The organism is Pseudomonas sp. WT-JTC, from assembly GCF_056711565.1.
In genome coordinates, this window is the sequence record NZ_CM160042.1 from 299,305 (window position 1) to 317,640 (window position 18,336).

Here is an 18,336-nt window from a genome sequence, read left to right on the forward strand (position 1 = left end):
AAGGCAAGTCTCCTGCACTGAAGCAGAACAACCCATATGCCTGCGATTTCCCTTCATATGACCCTGGCTAGCCAGGCCTCCGCAGCTCCGCCGACAAATTTTCTGCTGTCTGCGTAGTCGAGATCAATGTTAAGCAAGCGCTAAGCAAATTGCAAACATTTCTCCCCCTCCAGCCCCATACGCCTCCCCCCTAGATCCCCAGAATGTCATCATTTGGCTCGCTCGATGACGCCGGTTTGACTCTCTATCAAGCACATCAGGTGATGCTTGGGCCGGATAACCGGTTCTCAGCATGGTTCCGCTTAGCGGTTGAATTGCCAGAGTTTTCCTAGGCGATGAGTGAGCAATTGTATGGTCAGCAAATAGTAATAGCGCGTCGATTCAGTGCGCTGGTTTAAGTGGTGATTCAAAAACCAAGCAAGATGTTTTCTCTGCCAAGTCCATGGATTGTCGCGTTGCCAGCGCTCAGCGATCGCTGTTTGGATAGCCTTCGCCTGACGCAGGTGGCGTTGGCGGGGGGTGTGCGATCCGGTCAGGACGCCCGCCAGGAACAGCTCCATATCGAATGGCTTGCTCATGCTCGGCCACCGATGTACGCCGATACCACGTCGATACGGCCGTGTCCGAGCTCATAGCTGATTTGTAAGCGTGCCTCTCGATCAAGGCGTGGATTGAGGCGCCAGCACCTGCCACCGTTGATGGGCGCGAGATGATGGGTGATTTGCTCATAGCGTTCGCAAGCATAGGCTGCCCGCAATTCGTGGAAGCCTTTGAGATTGTGCGTATGGAGGATATCTCGCGCGGGGCGGACGATCCCCTGCAAGAAATCGAGGTAGCTTTCGTTCGGTGCCAGCAGGTTGCGGCCGCCATCGGGCGAAACCTGTTCGGCAAACCTCAGAGCTTCTCGAATATGATCATCTACCGTAATCCAGCGAGGTGCTGACGCACCGAATCGGCCGCCTTTGGTGCCGTCCTGGATGTTGATCTTGTCGTAGTGTTCGGCTTCACGCTTGAGTCGCGGTAGGTCGGCCAGAATCGCTTCGCGCAGACGCATGCCAGTGGCTCGCGCTAACTTAGCGATGGCCGCGGCGCGCGGCTGCTGATGTTTGCAAAGTACCTCTACGATCCGCTTCAGCTGTTCGCGGTCTTGGCCTTGCGGCACTGAATGACGAGCACTGGTGCGCCGCATTCCCAGTGCCTTACTCGGACTCGGCACTTTCACATACTGATCACCGCGAAGCGCGGCCATGGTCCGATTCACACTGGACAACCGGTTTTGCGCAGTGGCGATGGCCAGCTCACCTTGTTCACCTTGTTCAACTTGTTGGCGCAGATGTCCGGCGTAGTCCAGCAAGGTCTGCCAATTAATCTGCCGCGCATCGTTAAACCCCGGCCCTTCCTCCGACCGACACCAGCGTACAAACGCCTGCCAGCGATCACTGTGTGCCTTGACGGTGCCGTAATGCCCGCCGCCAAATAGATCGCGCAATGCCTGCGGCCCGGCATAGCTCAATTGCCGGCCATAGCCAAAATTGCGCCCATCCCGCCTACCTACCAATGCGCGAGGCTTCAATACCTTTCTTCAGTGCGGAAACGATCATTTTATGTTCTTCGATAGGAGTCAGTCGGTTGATTTGCCGGTTGTAAGTGAACCCCTCATCATCGGTAGAGATCAGGCATAGCGCCTCTACTGCTCCCAGTTCCTTGAGGGCCTCAAGGCGAAAGTGACCATCCAAAAGCATGAACGAAGATAATCCATCTGTGACGATGGGCTTGGGATGCACCACCAAAGGCTCAACGACTCCGAGCTCCCTTATTGAGCTCAGAATGCTGGCGTACTTTTTACTTCCAGGTTTCAATTGCTCCACCTTACGCGAGGGAAGGATTCTCTCCAGGGGGATTGCAATGACACGTTGCTCGAATGCCTGTTTGACCTCAGTCATCACTGCGTCTCTCCAAGAATCCGATCAGCCAAAGCTTTGGGCATGTCCGGAATGTCTTCGTTGCGAAGTAGTGTCCTGAAGTACTCATCGCTCAACAGTTTGCGCATCGCGGTGACGATGATCAGCAGCCGCTGTTCATTTATGTCCGACTTTTTGATCATCACCTTCTGACGTCGAACTTCGATTTGATAAGTGTGTAGAAGCTTTTGAGGTGTAGGCTTATCCTTGCTAGGCGCTTGTTGTCCATAGCGCTTGCCGAGCGATTTTCGTTTATCGATGAGACGACGTACCCTCATTAACTGATCGCCTTTGAGTACTCCGCCTTCATAGGCGTCGATCATGGCCTGTTGCAACTCTGCGTCCGAGGATCGTGCGATATCCATCGCCAATTTTATGGATAACCAGCCGTTTTCAACTGCAGCGATCAGACGCTCCTCTCCTTGGCGCAAGAGCACAAGAATTCCATATATGTAACCTGCATCGAGACAGGTTTTTTCAGCTATCTGCTGAGAGGTATAGCCACGATCCGAAAGGAGCTGAATTGAGATTAGAAGATCACGATTCGAATGTTTTCGGCGTGCCAGATTTTCCACCAAACCGATCAGGTACCGGTCCGCTTCGCTTGCAGTTACCACAATGCACGGAATCTTTCTCTCCCCCAACGCTTGAAACGCTTCAAAGCGGCCCTGGCCACAAATAATCTCATAGGGTTCGGTACCGGTTGTCGTCGGAGCGACCGTAATAGGCCGCTTGAGACCCAGCGCGGAAATGTTCTCTACTAGTCTCGCAAACACTTGTTTATTACGTGCTCGGGGGTTGAGCACTCGAATATCTTCAAGCGGAATGAGCCGAACGGTTGTCTCTTCTGCAACATGCATGGGAGCTCTTCGGTGAGTTTGAATCGCTATCATGCCACCCTCCTACAATCGCTGCGTTGCGACAGATCAGAAAGGATATCCAAGGTTTCGAACCGGTAGATGTCGAGGCTGGCCTGATTGCGTTCGGCGAGACGAAGTCGAGGGGCTTCGATGTCGATGGCGGGCAGGATGTAATAGTCCAAGGCCGCTTCTTCGTGCTCTTTCATCCGCACAGCTACGGTGATGTCAGGGCTCAAGCCGAAATCAAAGCGGATGTTCCACCGTTTGGTGCCCACCGGGGATACCTGGCATCGACTAAGCACAAGTGAGATCGTTACTTCTTCATTGACTAGGATTAGATCTGTGCGAGGGTCGACTGAAACTTTTCCCCCAACCTCCGCTATTTTTGATGTGGTTTGCTCGAGAAGCAGCGGGTGCATTTCCCGAAGTCGTTTGTTGGCTTCGATGTATTGATAGTCGCGTGCCGGGGTGTATCCAATGAGGGAATAACAACGAAGCAAGCTTCCAAAACGATGCTGGTAGGCGCTACTTGAAGGGCAGCCTTCAGCCTCGTCGATAACAAGGCCCGAAAGGTACCCGCTACGTTGGTATATAGTTTTGAGTACTTGCAGCATTTCATCATCGGGCATGCGATAGGATCGCGTTTCAATAATCGACTGAGCGGCCTTGAATAGGATTGAATTGACGATAGGGCGGAAGGCACCATTCGCCCGAATCCACTTTTCAGGTGGATTCTCTGTGCGAGTCTGCTTCAGCTTGAAGGAGCTGTGGTTCCAGACGTTGTTGCCAACGTATTTTTCGTTAATCAACACTTGGTGCACGGTGCCCCGAGACCACGATCTTGCGCGGTCGTTGAGTACTCCCTGAGCATTCAGCCAATCGGCAATCTCACTTTCACTCCTGCCTTCCTCGACGAACAAACGGTAGATGTGTTGCACCATTTCAACTTCGCACGGTGGACCCGGTACAAGAATCACACGGTCAGTCTGTATGCTTTTATGTTGACCTATCTGGAGTTCATTTTTTGGGGAGCCGCTACTATCCACTAGCTGCCGCCGGAGCCCGAAGCCTGCTGGACCACCTTGACGGTATCCCAGCTCGATAAGCCGGGACTGCCCCGCAAAGACTTTCACCGAAAGTTCGCGACTGTACTCGCCAGCCATCATCCGCTTGACGCTCTTGACGATGTTGGAGACCGGCGATCCATCATTGGTAAATTGCTCTGCACAGTATTGGACGGTGACACCGGCTTGGCGGCAGCGAACCTCATAGCTCGCGCTGACATCGGGATCTTGGAAGCGTCCCCAGCGGCTGACGTCATAGACCAGGACAGTGGAGTAATCAGCACGACCGCTCTCCACGTCAAAGAACAGTTGCTTAAGGGCATCACGCCCCTCCAGGCGTAACCCGCTTTTCCCTGCGTCGGTATAAACCTTGCTGATCTCAAGTTCGTGGGTAACTGCGTACAGTCGAATGGTATCGAGCTGATTCTCAGTCGAGTATTGCTGATGCTCAGTGGACATCCGGACGTACGCCGCTGCCAAGGCTGCGCTCGGTTCATTGAGGGTATTACCCACGCCAATGAAATTTTGCATCAACAACGTCCTCAACCTTCTCGCGGCCACCAAGACATCGTCAGAGCCGTGATCGGTTACCGCGTTTTTCGATTTAGCTCTAAAGAAGGTAGAAGATCGGGGAGGGAAAAATGTTCACGAAAACAGGCAATTCTTTTCTGGCTCAAAAACAGTACGCAGCCGGCATAGCAAGAGCGCTGCATATGGAGCTCGGAGAAACACACCAAGCCACCAAAACCTTGATGCGGTGGACGAATGCGAACGAGAGGACAGTCAAGAACTGGATGGCAGGTAGCAACGGCCCGCAAGGGGAACACCTAGTGGCATTGGTCAAACACTCTGACCTGGCGCTGGCAGCGTTTCTTGGCATGGCGGAACGACCGCATTTATTAACTGCATCGGAGCTTCCATTGCTCAGACAAAAACTCCAATCGGTTATAGAAGGGATAGATTTATGTCTTTGCCAGGGGAGGCATGAATGAACGCTATTTGCCATTAGGCGATTGGCCGCTAATGGCCGATAGCAGTCCGTTAGACAGTTTTATATTGCAAATCATTAAGTATTAGGCTTGCTTGAGCCCGGCTTGATTTCACCCGGCTGGGCGGCTTGAGCTACACTTTAAGGGTTGTGCTCACGGACGTTGAGAGCGGTCCAACGCAGAGCAGGGGAGGCAATATGTCTTGGTCGGTGATGCTGGAGCGGGAAACGAAGAGGAGACTGGTACTTGAAAAGTGGTTAGAGCATGTTGCTCAAGCTACAGCTGCTGGCGAGAAACCTAATAAGCGTAAGTTTGTTATGAACTCAAAAGGCGAACCATACGAAACCAACATTACCAGCCTCAATAGTTGGATTGATAGGTACGCTATCCATTCTTCTGGCACCTCCAGGACTGGTGCAGAAAATACCAAAGAAGCCAGTAAATCTTACGCCAACTCTGTAGCTGCCCTTGAAGACGACTTCAAAACGTTTCTTACTGAGCGACGACAGCCTGAAAATCAATACCGCTTGGACTTCTGCAGAGGACAGCAGAAATTGTTACGTGCTCTGCTGGCAGAAATTGATAGGCAGATTTTTGAGTTGGAGACCAAGCTAGCCTCGAAGCCCAAAGAGCGCCGTCAATGAGATTTACACCCGCTGGCACACCTCGTGCGACGCGATAACCCTGACCAAGTTCTACACTTGGTAGAGCGTCTAACCACAACCGTAAAAAACGAATTTAGCCACACTCCATACATCGTTCTACCTCAGTGCATTGTTGCCTTCGCTGGTATCGAGGGCGATGAAGAGGTGCAACGCGTGGTTATGCTCGCTTTGCGTTTTGTAACGCTGCCGTGCTTGTGAAGCTGATCATCCCTACAACCGATTTGCCGTCACTCTGCCCACCGTCCGCTACTGGCTGATGGCTACCCTTGGTGAGAGGCAGCTTCTGGCCGGTTGCTGCCAATCGTAGTGGATCGAAATTTCCCGTAGCGCCTCAATAACGAGCTGCGCCATGCGACTCACCAATATTTTTGAGCCGGCTCAAGAACTTAGGAAGAGACGATCACGAAACGGGGAACGAACGGGGAAAATTGCAGGAAGCAAAAGCCAGAAACGAAAAAGGCCCACCGTAAGGTGAGCCTAAGTCGTTGTTCTATATGGTGCCGGCACCAGGAATCGAACCCGGGACCTACTGATTACAAGTCAGTTGCTCTACCATCTGAGCTATACCGGCGTGTCAGGGCGACGATTATAGCGATTGGTTGGCTTCTGTAAACCCCTGAATTTTGACTATTTTTGCGCGGGCTTCAGGTCAGGCGCGCAGCAGGGTTTTCTTGAGTTTCTGAATGGCTTTCCAGGCTCGACTGTTTTGCATTGCGCGCAGCTGTGCTTCGGCCTGTTCGGCGCGTTGCAGGGCGGCGGCGAGTTGCTGTTCGGCGTCGCCGACGGGGTGGCTGAAGTTGTGGCCTTTGCAGAACTGGAACTCGTCCAGGTTGCATGGCGGGATGTCGAAGGCGGGTTTGAGGTTCAGGTGTTCTTCGGCGAGGTAGTAGGTGTTGATGCCGTCGAACAGGATGGACTGGTAGCCGGCGCCGGTGACGTGGGTTTCCCAGGTCTGGTCGCGCTCCCATGGGGTCTCGATGAGGATCACCCATGGCCGCCACCGGGTGAAGTCCATGCCGCGCAGGACGGTCTCTTCGTGGCCTTCGACGTCGATCTTCAGGAAGTGAATGTCACGGCCCCGGGCGTGCTCTTCGCAGATGGAGGTCAGGGTGCGGGATTGGACGGTCTGGCTGCGCACGTCCATGCCGGCGTCTTTGTGCATTTGCGCCATGGCCGGGTCGGCGGTCGAGAGGCCGGTGCCGGCGATGCCGTAGAAGGTCAGGCTGTCGGCGCTTTCGCCGGCCACACATTGCAGGTTGGTGTCTTTGGGGCGTTGCTGGCACAGGGCTTGGTAGTAGTTGGGCATCGGTTCGACGTTGATGCCGGTCCAGCCATGGTCATAGAACGCCTTGGTGACCGAGTCATGGGTGGGGTCGTTTGCCCCGACGTCGATGTAGAAGCCGTTCTCGACGGTTTTGAGGGCGCGCCACAGGCGTATGTCTTCGAAGTTCTGTGCGTAGGAAATGAACGTCACTGGCGCATCCTGTCGGAAGAATGTTCTTGTTCGTGGCCGCGCTGCTGGCGCCCTTGCGTGTGTGTATAACAAGAGTCATGAGAGGGTGCAAATCCCCCTGTCCGAGGTCCGGGATTAGGCGTTTATGTCGTTTTCATTAAATGCTTATGCACAATGCCGTTGGAAGCGCACTGGGTTTAGGCCGAATTTGTGGAGCTGTTCTCATTTGTCCGCAAATGCCTGTTTTTTCGATTTTTTATCCGTGTGTACAAAAAATGAACAGTATTGTTTTTATCCTGAAACTGGCATGAATCTTGGATCCATGATAATTCCATCAACAGAGTTATCCACAGGTAGGGCGTGTTTAAGCACGCTCGGCCAGGAGCAGAAAATTACGCGGCGTGAGTGGGGTTTTGCAGAAGGTGCCGACGCGGACGCTGTAGCCCTGTTCGGCGAGGAAAAGTGCCCGGTCAAGGACCAGCCAAAGCTCCAGCGGGCGTCGGAAAAGTCCGCGTAGTAGCTCAAGGTTGCGCACCTCGGCCAGTCGCTGCCAACCGGCAGCTTCGAGGGCTGGCCAATCTTGCGGGCCGATTGTGGATAACTCTTTGAGTGCGGCCAGATGATGGCAGTAATCGGCGAAGGGTGTATCCAGCCAGGCACTGGGCAGGGAAGGGGTTGGCAAATACTCGTCAATGCCGCGCAGTTGCCGTTGCAGCAAGTCGAAGCCCAGGCGCCGGGCCATGGAGGTGTCGCGTTGACGTCGCACGCGGGCACCGGCGGTAACGGTTTCGCTCATGGGCAACGCGAGGTCGTCGAGGGAAAGCTGTAAGCCGGAGCCTTGGGCGGCCGAGGAAATCGGCGAGTATTCGGCAAGACTGATCCGGTTGTAGCAGCACGGGGCTATGGCGAGTTGTTTGCAGCCTTTCGCGCTGGCGAGTTGAATCAGCCGCACATGCAAATCACCGCAGGCGTGAAGCGCGACGGGCGTGTGATACGCACTCAGTAAAGAGGCTGCATTTGCCGCGAGCACATCCTGTTCAATATGTAGCGCGTGCAGATGATGGCGCTGGCTGAGTGCCTGGCCGCTGGTTACCAGGGCCGGGTCGTATTCCAGACATGTCAGTTGCTGCCCCGGTTGCAGCAGGCGGCGCCCCAGGTGTCCCTTGCCCGAGCACCAGTCCAGCCAATGCTGCGGTGCCTCGGAAAACTGCAACCGGCTGGCGAATGCTTCGATCTGTTGCCATTTGCGCCCTGGCACATCGACGTTCAATCGATGGCCTGCCGCTTCGAGCGTGCGTGCAGGCAATTCATCCACGGCACTCAAAGCAACGGACGTCGTTGCCAGCGATGCAAAGGGTTCGGGGGCGTGCAGTAGAGCCGGCTGGTTGTGAGCGTTTTCGGCGTCGTCCAGCGTTCGCCCGCGTAGCCATGCGGCCAGCTCCGGGTAGGACGCTTCCCAAGGTAGTTGCAGATAAGTGAACGGGCGAGGTTTCCACAACGCCTGATGCTCTGTGAGAAAAGCATCCAGCGCAGTGAAGCGGGCGAGTAGCGCCTCGCCCGTCAACACGCAGCTATCAACGCCCTTGGCAGGCATCGACGCGCAACCAGCGCTCCAGCAACTTGAAGCCACGTACCAGCACATAGGCCATCAGCAGGTAAAACATGCCCGCGGCGAAGAAGATCTCCACCGGCAGGTAGGTCCGGGCAATGATGGTGCGGGCCATGCCGGTCAGTTCCAGCAAGGTCACGGTGCTGGCCAGGGCACTGGCCTTGAGCATCAGGATCACTTCGTTGCTGTAGGCCGGCAGGCCGATGCGCGCGGCGCGCGGCAGCATGATGTAGAACAGCGCTTTGGGTTTGGACATGCCCAGCGCCCGTGCCGCTTCGATCTCGCCCGGTGGAATCGCCTGAATGGCGCCGCGCAGGATTTCCGCAATGTAGGCGGCGGTGTGCAGGGTCATGGTCGCCGTGGCGCACCAGAACGGATCGCGCAGGTACGGCCACATCGAGCTGTTACGGATCACGTCGAACTGCGCCAGGCCGTAGTAGACCAGGAACAGTTGAACCAGCAGCGGCGTGCCGCGGAAAAAGAAGATGTAGCCGTAGGGAAATGCCCGCACCCACCACAGCCGCGACGAACGGGCAATGCCCAGCGGAATGGCCAGCAGCAATCCGGCAATCACGGCGATGGCCACCAGTTCCAGGGTCAGCGTTGCGCCCTGGGCCAGCTTCGGCAGCCACTTGATGATGACTTCCCAGTTCATTGGGCGCTCCTCGCGAAGCCGCGAGCGGCGCGTTTTTCCATGAAGTGCATGCCGGTCATCGCCAGCACCGTCAGGCTCAGGTACATGAACGCGGCCACCATATAGAAGGTGAACGGTTGCTTGGACACGGTCACGCCGATTTGCGCGTGACGCATGATTTCTTCCAGGCCGATCACCGATACCAGCGCCGTGTCCTTCATCAGGATCATGAACAGGTTGCCCAGGCCGGGCAGGGCGATGCGCCACATCTGCGGCATGATCAGCCGGGTGAAGATGCGCAATTTCGACAGGCCCAACGCCACGCCTGCTTCACGGTGACCCTTGGGAATGGCGAGGATCGCGCCACGAAACACTTCCGTGGCGTAGGCGCCAAAGCACAGGCCCAGTGCAATCACGCCGGCGGCAAAGGCATTGAGTTCAAGGTCGGGGTTGCCGAAGAACTCGCCCAGGGCACGCATCAGGTTGACCGTGCCGAAGTAGATCAACAGCACCCAGAGCAATTCCGGGATGCCGCGAACCAGGGTCGAATAGGTGCCGCCAAGCCATTGCAGCGGCTTGTACGGGGAAGTCTTGGCCAAGGCGCCGAGCAGACCGAGCACCAGCCCCAGGCATAGGGCCGAGAGCGCCAGTTTCACAGTCATCAGCGCGCCAGCGGCGAGCGCCGGGCCGAATCCGTAGAGGTCGATAATCATGGATTTCTTTTCAAATCGCGGCAGGCAAGGCCGGGGACCGGCGCCGTCACAAGGCGGCGTCGGTCCGGCAGGTCAGAATCAATAGATGCTGAACGGGAAGTACTTGTCGTTGATTTTCTTGTAGGTGCCATCAGCGACGATTTCTTTCAGCGCGGCGTTCAGCTTCTCGCGGATCGGGTCCTTCTTGCGCACGGCAATACCGATCTTGTCGCTTTCTTCCACCGGATCGCCCTTGAACTCGTAGCCACGGCCAGCGTCGCTTTTCAGCCACTCGTAGTTGACGTACTTGTCAGCCAGGATGCCGTCCAGACGACCCGAAGTCAGGTCGAGGTAAGCGTTTTCCTGGGTGTCATAGAGTTTGGTTTCAACGCCCGGCATGTTGTCTTCGAGCCAGGTGCCGGCCAGGGTCGCGCGCTGGGCGCCGATCACTTTGCCCTTGAGCGCATCCTTGTCGGTCTTGAAGTCGACGTCTTTCTTGGCGATGAACTGCAGCTTGTTGGAGTAGTACGGGTCGGTGAAGTCCACCGCTTGCTTGCGCTCGTCGGTGATCGACATCGAGGAGATCAGGAAGTCGAACTTCTTGGCGTTCAGGGCCGGGATGATGCCGTCCCAGTCGGAGGTGACCACGGTGCACTCGACTTTCATCTTGGCGCACAGGGCGTCGCCGATCTCTTTGTCGAAGCCGACGACATTGCCACTGGCATCTTTATTGTTGAACGGCGGGTAAGCCGCTTCGATGCCCATCTTCAGGGTTTCGGCCATGGCACCGGCGCTGAACGCCAGGGTGACAGCGGCAGCCAGGAAGACCTTTTTGTACATCTGCATGTGGGTAGCTCCGTTAGCGGTTGCTGGACATGAATTGTTTGCAGCGTGCCGAAAGCGGGTTTTCAAACACCTGCTGTGGCGATCCTTGCTCTTCTACCAGGCCCTGGTGGAGGAACACCACTTCGCTGGAGACCTGGCGGGCGAAGCCCATCTCGTGGGTCACCAGCAGCATGGTGCGGCCTTCTTCGGCCAGTGCGCGGATGACATTAAGTACTTCCTGGACCATTTCCGGGTCAAGCGCGGAGGTCGGCTCATCGAACAGGATGACTTTGGGCTGCATGGCCAGGGTGCGGGCAATCGCCGCCCGTTGTTGCTGGCCACCGGACAGTTGCGCGGGGTAGGCATGGCGCTTGTCGGCGATGCCGACCTTGGCCAGCAGGGCTTCGGCAACCTCAATGGCTTCGGCCTTGCTCTGGCCGAGCACGCGGCGCGGGGCTTCGATGATGTTGTCGAGCACGCTCATGTGCGGCCACAGGTTAAAGTTTTGAAACACAAAACCGATTTCGCTGCGCAGGCGATTGATCTGCTTGCCGTCGGCGGCCACCAGTTCACCGTTCTTCGCGGCCTTGAGCTTGAGTTCTTCGCCGGCGACCAGGATCTGGCCCTGGTGCGGGTTTTCCAGCAGGTTGATGCAACGCAGGAACGTGGACTTGCCGGAGCCGGAAGAACCCAGGATCGAGATCACGTCGCCGTCGCGGGCGGTCAGCGAGATGCCCTTGAGCACCTCCAGCGAACCGTAGCGTTTGTGCAAGTTGCGGATTTCAAGCGCGGGCGTGGCCTCAGCCATGTGCGTTCCTCATATATGTTGCGCTCCTGCTGTTGGCGGCCTTACTGGCGAGGCGGCCAACCTAGCATAGCGTTTCAATGGCAGCCAACAGCGCTACGGACGGTAAACGGCTGGCGTGTGGCAGGTTGTCGCATCGGCGCAGCAGACTGTCGCCCCATCAACAACCGAACAGCCGTTTGAACCTTGCCTGTCGATAAAAAGCGCGGTGGCTGTCGCAAAAAAGGGCGCGATGTTGCCAGCTTTGGCGGGGGGTTGGAAGCGCTATCCGGCCGAACGTGGCAGATCCGCACTTTTATCGTGCGTCGTGTCGTTTTTAGATGTGTTTCCGGTGCGCAATTTCGTTCAAAAAGTGGGTCGCAGGGTAACGTTCTGGCAAAGTGCCATTGATTTCAAGGGCTTGCGATGACTGTCCGGTCGAGTCGAAATCGCCGGGGTAGACGCTTTTGAAACATTTTGGCGCAATTATTGCGTGCAGATTCCGGAACACCCCGTTGGTTTCTTTTTACAAGAAGGACATCCAAACGGGATGCACGCATTCGCTTTTCCTTACAAAGGTAGTTTCAATGAGCAGTACCCAAAGCTCTAACGGCCTCGAACAGGGGCTCAAACCGCGTCATGTGACCATGCTGTCGATTGCCGGGGTTATCGGTGCCGGCCTGTTCGTCGGCTCGGGTCACGCCATCGCGGCCGCAGGCCCGGCCGTGCTGTTGGCCTACGCTGCCGCCGGCATGCTGGTGGTGTTGGTGATGCGCATGCTCGGTGAAATGGCGATTGCATCGCCGGACACCGGCTCGTTCTCGACTTATGCCGATCGCGCGATCGGTCACTGGGCCGGTTTCACCATCGGCTGGCTCTACTGGTGGTTCTGGGTCCTGGTGATCCCGTTGGAAGCCAACGCCGCCGCGACCATCCTGCACGCCTGGTTCCCTGGTGTGGACATCTGGGCCTTCGCCCTGGTCATCACCATGCTGTTGACCGTGACCAACCTGTTCAGCGTGAAGAACTACGGTGAATTCGAGTTCTGGTTTGCCCTGATCAAAGTGTTGGCGATCATCGGTTTCATTGTTGTGGGCCTCATGGCGATCTTCGGCTTCCTGCCGGGTAGCCAGGTCAGCGGCGTTTCCCACCTGTTCGACACCCAGGGCTTCCTGCCAAACGGTATGGGCGCGGTGTTGGGTGCCATCCTGACCACCATGTTCTCCTTCATGGGCACCGAAATCGTGACCATCGCGGCCGCGGAATCGAAGAACCCTGGCAAGCAAATCTCCAAGGCCACCAACTCGGTGATCTGGCGGATCGGCCTGTTCTACCTCGTATCGATCTTCATCGTCGTAGCCCTGGTGCCTTGGAACGACCCGGTACTGGCAAGCCTGGGTTCCTACCAGACTGTGCTTGAACGCATGGGCATCCCTAACGCCAAGATGATCGTCGACATCGTGGTACTGGTCGCTGTGACCAGCTGCCTGAACTCGGCGCTCTACACCTCGTCGCGGATGCTGTTCTCCCTGGGCAAGCGCGGCGATGCGCCGGCCATGTCCACCCGCACCAACAAAAGCGGCACGCCATACTGGGCGGTGATGTTGTCCACTGGCGCAGCGTTCCTGGCGACCTTCGCCAACTACGTGGCCCCGGCGGCGGTGTTCGAGTTCCTGCTGGCCAGCTCCGGCGCCATCGCGCTGCTGGTGTACCTGGTGATCGCGATTTCGCAACTGCGCATGCGCAAACAGCGTATGGCTCGTGGTGAGAAAATCGTCTTCAGCATGTGGCTGTTCCCGGGCCTGACCTACGCGGTGATCGCATTCATCGTTGGTGCCCTGACCATCATGCTGTTCCAGGAAGCCCATCGTGTGGAAATCCTCGCGACCGGTTTGCTCAGCGTGTTGGTGGTGGCAGCTGGCTTGATCGTGGCTCGCCGTCGCAAGCTGGAAAAAAGTGGCGCGGTGGTGTTGAACTGATTCATACCGCGTAACGCAAAACGGCCGCTGTCAGTGATGACAAGCGGCCGTTTTGGTTTCTGGGGCAGACTTACTCGGGATTAACCCAGTCTTCAACGCGCAATCCCGGGATCCGATCAAACTCCCTGACGTTGTTCGTCACCACAATGAAGCCGCGGGAACGCGCGTGCCCGGCAATCATTTGGTCATACGGCTCTATAGGTGTTCCTGCCTTCGCCAACTCCGACCGAATCATCCCGGTGTGCGCGGCAGCATCATTATCGAAAGGCAAGACTTCAAGACGGGCTGCAAATCCCTCAATGATCGCCAGGTTTTTCTCGGGAGCTGCGGATTTTTCAGCTCCGTAGATCAGCTCCATCAACGTGACAGCACTGATGCACAATTGATCGTGATGGCGATTGAAGGCCTCGCGTACGACGGGTGGTTTGTTCTTGATGGTGAAAATGCAGATGTTGGTGTCGAGCATGAATTTAATCATCAGAGCGCTTCACGTTCCTGATCGGCGGGTTGTTCGCGATCATTCATGAAGTCTGAAGTGACGCTCTCTCCATCGAACCAACTGTCCCAGCTTTCTCCAGCGGGCGTGATGATGCGCGCCCTGCCAATGGCGATAACATCCACCCGCTTGACGTCGCCAGGCATCGCAACGGCCTTTGGAAGGCGAACAGCCTGACTCCTGTTGCTCATGAAAAGGGTGGTCTGCTCCATATTTAGCCTCCTGGATCATTATGAGTACTGAGAAAGGATAGATTCCAGGTGGGATATGTCAATGGGATATACATTTCAGCGGATGTGCGTCCTCCTACACGTAATAAATAAAACGGCCGCTGTCAGTGATGACAAGCGGCCGTTTTTGTTTGAGGCGTAACCTTTACTCGGCTTTTTCTTCCGGCGTATCCAGCGTCTGGCGGTAGACGTCCAGTGCGTCGCCGAAGTCGGCAATGAACTGCGGGTCGGTCAGCCATGCCTGGGCGGCGTCGCGGTCCATGCCGTCGGCCCACATGCGGTAGTCGATCAGCATGTCGGCGGCCAGGTGGGTGGCGGCCATGCCTTCGTCGTCGGCGTTTTCCATGTCAAGCAGTTCTGGATGGTCGATGATGATGAAGGCCAGATTCGTCAACAGCACGGAGAGCATTTCGCTGCGGCTGATGGCTTCCGCGTCACGCATTTTGCTGAACATCGCCAGGGTGTATTCCGGGATCGGCTCCGGGAGATCCAGGTCGTTGTCCAGTGCCAGGGATTTACGGCCGACCATGCGGATTTGCTTGGCTTTGGCTTTTGCGCGCTTGGCGCGTTTCTGTTGCTTGTTCAGGGAGGCCATGGGAACTCAGTTCGGTTTCTGTTGGGTTTGCGCGGCAATGGCGTCGGACGCCGCCACGTAGTCAGCCTGGAAGGCCGGTGATTCGATCCACGCCAGGGCGCCAGCCTCGTCGGTTTCAGTGGACCATTGGCGATACTCGATCAGCGCGGCAAGGATGAAGTCCATCGCGCCTTCTTCGCCTTCCTGCTCGTACACCAGTTCCAGCAATGGGTCTTCGAGGAAGGCCGTGCACATGGCTTGCTGACTGGTCTTTTCGGCGTCGATCATTTTCTTGAACAGCTCGGTCAGGTCCACCGATTCGAAGTCGATGCGATCATCGTTCGGGTCCAGTTCGACCGGCGCGGCAGCCCGCTGGGTGCGGTTCTGTTTGGCCTTGGCCTTGGCGCGGGAGGCGCGTTTCTGCTGTTTGTTGGCGGAGGCCATGGGTGTTGTTCCGTAATTCGGTGAAAGGGGCGGTTGGCTCAGCTGCGTGGCACCGTTCGCCCGGGTGTGCCGGGGGCCAGCTCGCCGTTTTGCAGCCAGGACAATGCAATGGGCCATAGTGTGGCTTGGTATGCGCTGCGAAAAAAGGCGAAATGCCCAACTTCTTTTTCGCCGATGTCTTCGGGGGCTATGCGCAGGTGGGTGTTTGTGCTGCCGGTGAAGTAGGCGAGCAGGCGTTCGATCGCCGGGATCGTGCCATAGGGATCGTCGCTGATGCTGATGGCCAGGGCTTTTGCGGTGACGGCAGCGAAGTTTCTGACATGGATGCCCTGGCCGCTGGGGCGCTTCTCGTAGCGAGCGGTGGGCGTGCTCCAGTCGCGGACTACACCGGCAGGTGTGTCTTCCAGCCAGCCGAGTCGTTTGCCGGGGAAGTAGCCGCACAGCATCGTCACCAGCGGCATCACCACATGCCACTTGCCGAACAGCCGCCAGCGATGAGCGGGCGCATAGTCGCGCCAGTAAGCGAATTGTGCGCCGACCGTCACCAGGCGCCGGATTAGTTGTCCGGAGGCTCCCAGGCCCGCTGCACAGCCTCCAAAGCTGTGGCCGACCACATTGATCGGCTGCCCGGGGAATTCGCGCTGTGCGCGCCTGAGCATCGCCTCGAAATCCAGCGCGCCCCAATCGGACCACGAGGCTTGAAGCCCCTTGAGCGATCCTGGCCGCGACTCGCCGATGCCGCGGTAGTCATAGGTGATGACATCGAAGCCGTGGGCGAACAGGTAGTCGGCAAAGCGCGAGTAATGGCGGCAACGGACCGAGGTGGCGGCATTGATGATAACGACCGGGCGAGCGGCGTCCTGAGAAGGGTGCCGCCAGGTGAAGCCGCCGAGGATGAAGCCGTCCGGGGCGGTTTCCTTGAACGGTTCGCCGGGCGTGGATGTCGGCCGCGGCAACTCGACGGGAGTGGGGGCCAGTGAAGGCGTGTCCTGCAAATTCATTGGCGTCAGACCTTTGCGGGTAGCTGCCAACGATAGTCTTCATGGCGTTGATGAACAATCCGTTCGCCTCAACGCAGTGGTTGATCGAGCAGCCGCTCTTCAAGTGCCGCCCGTTCCCGATCCAGCTCGTTACGGAGCTCCTCCTCAGTTGGCAGGACAAGCTTGTACTTGCTGGCGAACAGTTGTTCGTTTCCTTCAAGCACCGAGTAACGCACCACGGATTCATCCTTTTGCGCACAGAGAATGATGCCGACAGTGGGGCCGTCTTCCACGCCACGTTTCAGGTCGTCGTACATGCGTACGTACATGTCCATCTGCCCCACATCCTGATGGGTCAGTTCACCGCGCTTGATATCGAAGATGACGAAGCACTTGAGCAGGTAGTTGTAGAACACCAGATCGATGTAGAAGTCTTTGCTGTCGGTACTGATGCGTTGCTGGCGGGCAATGAGCGCGAAGCCCTTGCCCAGCTCCAGCAAGAAGCCTTGCAGTTGTTCGATCAACGCTTGTTCGATCTCGCTTTCCTGAAGCTTTCCGGCATTGGGTAAACCAAGAAATTCCAGTACCACCGGATCACGGATGAATTCCCGAGGGCTGGCTTTCATGTTCTGAATGTTGGTAGCGGCCTCCTGCTTGACGCTGCCGCGATCGCGGCTTGCCAGCAGGCGCTCGTAATACAGTGTGTTGATCTGGCGTTCCAGAGCGCGGCTTGACCAGTTTTGGGTGGCTGATTCGTTCATGTACCAGAGACGAGCGCTGTCGTTGTCGACCCGAAGCAGGCGGCGGTAGTGGGTCCAGCTCAATTCGTGACGCAGTGCGTCACGAATTGGAAAGGCTTGATAGAACAGACGCATGTAACGAAGGTTGGAGGCGTCAAATCCTTTTCCGAATTCTTCAGCCAGCACTTTTGCCAAGGTCGACAGTAACTCTTTGCCATACCTCGCCCGTCGCGCGCCGTTCTGTTCGAACTCAACGATGTGCCGACCGATCTGCCAACAGGTCTGCACTTGAACGGTATCGACCGCCCGAAGCGCTTTCTGACGTGCCTGATGGATCAATTTGCCAAGGTTGCCAAGCAGTGATGCGAGATAGGGGTCGTGAGTGTCGTTGGGAGTGAGGGCCGTCATGAGGTCTTCCGCAGCAGATTGAGCAGCGAAAGAGCATGACCAGTGAGTACCTTTCGAAGATGCCGGGAGTTACTGAAAAGCAGGCAGGAAATACCGGGCTCTTCGGCAGGACGAGTCTAAATCCGGGCGAGGGCTGAGGAACAAATGGTGTAGTACGTTTCGTACTCAGGCCAAATCAATCTAAAACCCCTCCCTCCACCCGGAAATCCAAAGGGTGTAACCATTGGGTTCTGCAGAACCCGGGAGGCGTCATCATGAAACCCCTCCATTCACTCCTGTTACCTCTCACCGCCGTCGGCGTGTTGATGTTTCCATCGATGTCGCCCGCCGCCAGCCTTGCTCCAATCGACAGCGCTGGCGTGCAGGTGCAGCGCCAGGAGCAAAACGGCATCGCCTACCTGTCCGGCGGTATCGGCGAGGATGAGTCCAGGGCCATTCAGCAGACCACCGGCTATAACCTGCACATGACGTTCTCGGTCGGATCGCAAAATGAATACATTCCCGACGTGAGCGTCGTTATTCAGAAAGCCCCGGGGCAAACCGTGCTGACGCTCAATGACGCCGGTCCGCTGGTTTACGTGAAACTGCCTGCCGGTAAATACACGGTCATTGCGACGCGCAACGGCGAAACGCGGCATGACGTTGCCAATGTTGGCAGCGGTGCAGCCCGTAGCCTGGTTTTCCACTGGAAGGACGCGAGTTGACGAGAGGCTCTGAACCATGGGGCGCAAGTGAGCCCTGAATCTTGCAGTTCAGGGTTCCTGGGGAGGGGCGTTTGGGGGCCTGCACTTTCCCGCAGGCATAAAAAAACCCTGAATCTTGCGATTCAGGGTTTTCGGTATTTGGTGCCCAGAGACGGAATCGAACCGCCGACACGGGGATTTTCAATCCCCTGCTCTACCGACTGAGCTATCTGGGCAACGGGGCGCATTAAACGGGTTTTTCAGGG

The 18,336-nt window shown here is 56.8% G+C and carries 22 protein-coding genes and 2 tRNA genes; 5 read left to right on the plus strand and 19 right to left on the minus strand.

Features of this window, described 5'->3' with window-relative positions:
- Positions 1–302: 302 nt before the first annotated feature.
- Genes AC06G5_RS01310 through AC06G5_RS01330 form a run of 5 tightly spaced genes read right to left on the minus strand, consistent with a single transcriptional unit; the run spans position 303 to position 4,416 of the window.
- Positions 303–578: a hypothetical protein gene (locus AC06G5_RS01310; protein ID WP_480458891.1), complete on the minus strand. Its 276-nt coding sequence runs from the start codon at positions 576–578 to the stop codon at positions 303–305.
- Positions 575–1,573, minus strand: a complete 999-nt coding sequence (locus AC06G5_RS01315; protein WP_480458892.1) for an integrase domain-containing protein — start codon at positions 1,571–1,573, stop codon at positions 575–577. The genes AC06G5_RS01310 and AC06G5_RS01315 overlap by 4 nt, the downstream gene beginning before the upstream one ends.
- Positions 1,548–1,943, minus strand: a complete 396-nt coding sequence (locus tag AC06G5_RS01320; RefSeq protein WP_480458893.1) for a ParB/RepB/Spo0J family partition protein — start codon at positions 1,941–1,943, stop codon at positions 1,548–1,550. The genes AC06G5_RS01315 and AC06G5_RS01320 overlap by 26 nt, the downstream gene beginning before the upstream one ends.
- Positions 1,943–2,821: a ParB/RepB/Spo0J family partition protein gene (locus AC06G5_RS01325; RefSeq protein ID WP_480458894.1), complete on the minus strand. Its 879-nt coding sequence runs from the start codon at positions 2,819–2,821 to the stop codon at positions 1,943–1,945. Before AC06G5_RS01325 ends, AC06G5_RS01320 begins: the two co-directional genes overlap by 1 nt.
- 29 nt (positions 2,822–2,850) lie before the next feature.
- Positions 2,851–4,416 carry a recombinase family protein gene (locus AC06G5_RS01330; RefSeq protein WP_480458895.1) on the minus strand — a complete coding sequence of 522 codons (1,566 nt, stop codon included), beginning with the start codon at positions 4,414–4,416 and terminating at the stop codon, positions 2,851–2,853.
- A gap of 110 nt (positions 4,417–4,526) precedes the next feature.
- Here AC06G5_RS01330 and AC06G5_RS01335 point away from each other — a divergent pair, with 110 nt between their 5' ends.
- A complete protein-coding gene (locus AC06G5_RS01335; RefSeq protein ID WP_480458896.1) occupies positions 4,527–4,877 on the plus strand; it encodes a hypothetical protein in 351 nt (116 codons plus the stop codon).
- Between the two features lie 194 nt (positions 4,878–5,071).
- A complete protein-coding gene (locus tag AC06G5_RS01340) occupies positions 5,072–5,518 on the plus strand; it encodes a hypothetical protein (protein WP_480458897.1) in 447 nt (148 codons plus the stop codon).
- A gap of 516 nt (positions 5,519–6,034) precedes the next feature.
- On the opposite strand, the gene AC06G5_RS01345 is transcribed toward AC06G5_RS01340, so the two are convergent.
- The 7 genes from AC06G5_RS01345 to AC06G5_RS01375 all read right to left on the minus strand — a co-directional run bounded on the left by AC06G5_RS01345 (position 6,035) and on the right by AC06G5_RS01375 (position 11,560).
- A tRNA-Thr gene (locus AC06G5_RS01345) sits at positions 6,035–6,110 on the minus strand.
- A gap of 78 nt (positions 6,111–6,188) precedes the next feature.
- On the minus strand, positions 6,189–7,013 hold the full coding sequence (locus tag AC06G5_RS01350; protein WP_480458898.1) for an FkbM family methyltransferase: 825 nt from the start codon (positions 7,011–7,013) through the stop codon (positions 6,189–6,191).
- A gap of 343 nt (positions 7,014–7,356) precedes the next feature.
- On the minus strand, positions 7,357–8,586 hold the full coding sequence (locus tag AC06G5_RS01355) for a methyltransferase (RefSeq protein WP_480458899.1): 1,230 nt from the start codon (positions 8,584–8,586) through the stop codon (positions 7,357–7,359).
- Complete coding sequence (locus AC06G5_RS01360) at positions 8,567–9,256, minus strand: ABC transporter permease (RefSeq protein WP_413423442.1); 690 nt, start codon at positions 9,254–9,256, stop codon at positions 8,567–8,569. Before AC06G5_RS01360 ends, AC06G5_RS01355 begins: the two co-directional genes overlap by 20 nt.
- Positions 9,253–9,948 carry an ABC transporter permease gene (locus AC06G5_RS01365; protein WP_057399233.1) on the minus strand — a complete coding sequence of 232 codons (696 nt, stop codon included), beginning with the start codon at positions 9,946–9,948 and terminating at the stop codon, positions 9,253–9,255. The genes AC06G5_RS01360 and AC06G5_RS01365 overlap by 4 nt, the downstream gene beginning before the upstream one ends.
- 78 nt (positions 9,949–10,026) lie before the next feature.
- Complete coding sequence (locus AC06G5_RS01370) at positions 10,027–10,773, minus strand: ABC transporter substrate-binding protein (RefSeq protein WP_111286715.1); 747 nt, start codon at positions 10,771–10,773, stop codon at positions 10,027–10,029.
- Between the two features lie 13 nt (positions 10,774–10,786).
- Positions 10,787–11,560, minus strand: coding sequence for an ABC transporter ATP-binding protein (locus AC06G5_RS01375; protein WP_007972784.1), 774 nt, complete (start codon positions 11,558–11,560; stop codon positions 10,787–10,789).
- Positions 11,561–11,675: 115 nt separating this feature from the next.
- Here AC06G5_RS01375 and AC06G5_RS01380 point away from each other — a divergent pair, with 115 nt between their 5' ends.
- On the plus strand, positions 11,676–11,966 hold the full coding sequence (locus AC06G5_RS01380) for a hypothetical protein (protein WP_413423439.1): 291 nt from the start codon (positions 11,676–11,678) through the stop codon (positions 11,964–11,966).
- Positions 11,967–12,123: 157 nt separating this feature from the next.
- Positions 12,124–13,515 carry a GABA permease gene (gene gabP / locus AC06G5_RS01385; RefSeq protein WP_413423437.1) on the plus strand — a complete coding sequence of 464 codons (1,392 nt, stop codon included), beginning with the start codon at positions 12,124–12,126 and terminating at the stop codon, positions 13,513–13,515.
- A gap of 70 nt (positions 13,516–13,585) precedes the next feature.
- On the opposite strand, the gene vapC is transcribed toward gabP, so the two are convergent.
- From vapC to AC06G5_RS01415, 6 genes are all read right to left on the minus strand, one after another.
- Positions 13,586–13,993, minus strand: a complete 408-nt coding sequence (vapC, locus tag AC06G5_RS01390; RefSeq protein WP_480458900.1) for a type II toxin-antitoxin system tRNA(fMet)-specific endonuclease VapC — start codon at positions 13,991–13,993, stop codon at positions 13,586–13,588.
- Positions 13,993–14,223 (minus strand): type II toxin-antitoxin system VapB family antitoxin, encoded by a 231-nt coding sequence (vapB, locus tag AC06G5_RS01395; protein WP_413423433.1) that lies wholly within the window; start codon positions 14,221–14,223, stop codon positions 13,993–13,995. The genes vapC and vapB overlap by 1 nt, the downstream gene beginning before the upstream one ends.
- Positions 14,224–14,386: 163 nt before the next feature.
- A complete protein-coding gene (locus AC06G5_RS01400; RefSeq protein ID WP_413423431.1) occupies positions 14,387–14,836 on the minus strand; it encodes a hypothetical protein in 450 nt (149 codons plus the stop codon).
- A 6-nt stretch (positions 14,837–14,842) separates the two neighbouring features.
- On the minus strand, positions 14,843–15,259 hold the full coding sequence (locus tag AC06G5_RS01405) for a hypothetical protein (RefSeq protein ID WP_368556556.1): 417 nt from the start codon (positions 15,257–15,259) through the stop codon (positions 14,843–14,845).
- Between the two features lie 38 nt (positions 15,260–15,297).
- A complete protein-coding gene (locus AC06G5_RS01410) occupies positions 15,298–16,260 on the minus strand; it encodes an alpha/beta hydrolase family protein (protein ID WP_480458901.1) in 963 nt (320 codons plus the stop codon).
- Positions 16,261–16,328: 68 nt separating this feature from the next.
- A complete protein-coding gene (locus AC06G5_RS01415; protein ID WP_480458902.1) occupies positions 16,329–17,387 on the minus strand; it encodes a PDDEXK nuclease domain-containing protein in 1,059 nt (352 codons plus the stop codon).
- Positions 17,388–17,641: 254 nt separating this feature from the next.
- On the opposite strand from AC06G5_RS01415, the gene AC06G5_RS01420 reads away from it, so the two are divergent.
- Positions 17,642–18,091, plus strand: coding sequence for a carboxypeptidase regulatory-like domain-containing protein (locus AC06G5_RS01420; protein WP_413423425.1), 450 nt, complete (start codon positions 17,642–17,644; stop codon positions 18,089–18,091).
- A 139-nt stretch (positions 18,092–18,230) separates the two neighbouring features.
- Here the strand turns inward: AC06G5_RS01420 and AC06G5_RS01425 are convergent.
- Positions 18,231–18,306 (minus strand) — tRNA-Phe (locus tag AC06G5_RS01425).
- Positions 18,307–18,336 lie beyond the last annotated feature (30 nt).

Bases quoted from the DNA above. Each gene is read 5' to 3' on its own strand.
- AC06G5_RS01310 (WP_480458891.1), bottom strand. From the start codon at position 578: ATGAGCAAGCCATTCGATATGGAGCTGTTCCTGGCGGGCGTCCTGACC.
- AC06G5_RS01320 (WP_480458893.1), bottom strand. From the start codon at position 1,943: ATGACTGAGGTCAAACAGGCATTCGAGCAACGTGTCATTGCAATCCCC.
- AC06G5_RS01325 (WP_480458894.1), bottom strand. From the start codon at position 2,821: ATGCATGTTGCAGAAGAGACAACCGTTCGGCTCATTCCGCTTGAAGAT.
- AC06G5_RS01330 (WP_480458895.1), bottom strand. From the start codon at position 4,416: ATGCAAAATTTCATTGGCGTGGGTAATACCCTCAATGAACCGAGCGCA.
- AC06G5_RS01335 (WP_480458896.1), top strand. From the start codon at position 4,527: ATGTTCACGAAAACAGGCAATTCTTTTCTGGCTCAAAAACAGTACGCA.
- AC06G5_RS01340 (WP_480458897.1), top strand. From the start codon at position 5,072: ATGTCTTGGTCGGTGATGCTGGAGCGGGAAACGAAGAGGAGACTGGTA.
- AC06G5_RS01355 (WP_480458899.1), bottom strand. From the start codon at position 8,586: ATGCCTGCCAAGGGCGTTGATAGCTGCGTGTTGACGGGCGAGGCGCTA.
- AC06G5_RS01360 (WP_413423442.1), bottom strand. From the start codon at position 9,256: ATGAACTGGGAAGTCATCATCAAGTGGCTGCCGAAGCTGGCCCAGGGC.
- AC06G5_RS01365 (WP_057399233.1), bottom strand. From the start codon at position 9,948: ATGATTATCGACCTCTACGGATTCGGCCCGGCGCTCGCCGCTGGCGCG.
- AC06G5_RS01370 (WP_111286715.1), bottom strand. From the start codon at position 10,773: ATGCAGATGTACAAAAAGGTCTTCCTGGCTGCCGCTGTCACCCTGGCG.
- AC06G5_RS01375 (WP_007972784.1), bottom strand. From the start codon at position 11,560: ATGGCTGAGGCCACGCCCGCGCTTGAAATCCGCAACTTGCACAAACGC.
- gabP (WP_413423437.1), top strand. From the start codon at position 12,124: ATGAGCAGTACCCAAAGCTCTAACGGCCTCGAACAGGGGCTCAAACCG.
- vapC (WP_480458900.1), bottom strand. From the start codon at position 13,993: ATGATTAAATTCATGCTCGACACCAACATCTGCATTTTCACCATCAAG.
- vapB (WP_413423433.1), bottom strand. From the start codon at position 14,223: ATGGAGCAGACCACCCTTTTCATGAGCAACAGGAGTCAGGCTGTTCGC.
- AC06G5_RS01400 (WP_413423431.1), bottom strand. From the start codon at position 14,836: ATGGCCTCCCTGAACAAGCAACAGAAACGCGCCAAGCGCGCAAAAGCC.
- AC06G5_RS01405 (WP_368556556.1), bottom strand. From the start codon at position 15,259: ATGGCCTCCGCCAACAAACAGCAGAAACGCGCCTCCCGCGCCAAGGCC.
- AC06G5_RS01410 (WP_480458901.1), bottom strand. From the start codon at position 16,260: ATGAATTTGCAGGACACGCCTTCACTGGCCCCCACTCCCGTCGAGTTG.
- AC06G5_RS01415 (WP_480458902.1), bottom strand. From the start codon at position 17,387: ATGACGGCCCTCACTCCCAACGACACTCACGACCCCTATCTCGCATCA.
- AC06G5_RS01420 (WP_413423425.1), top strand. From the start codon at position 17,642: ATGAAACCCCTCCATTCACTCCTGTTACCTCTCACCGCCGTCGGCGTG.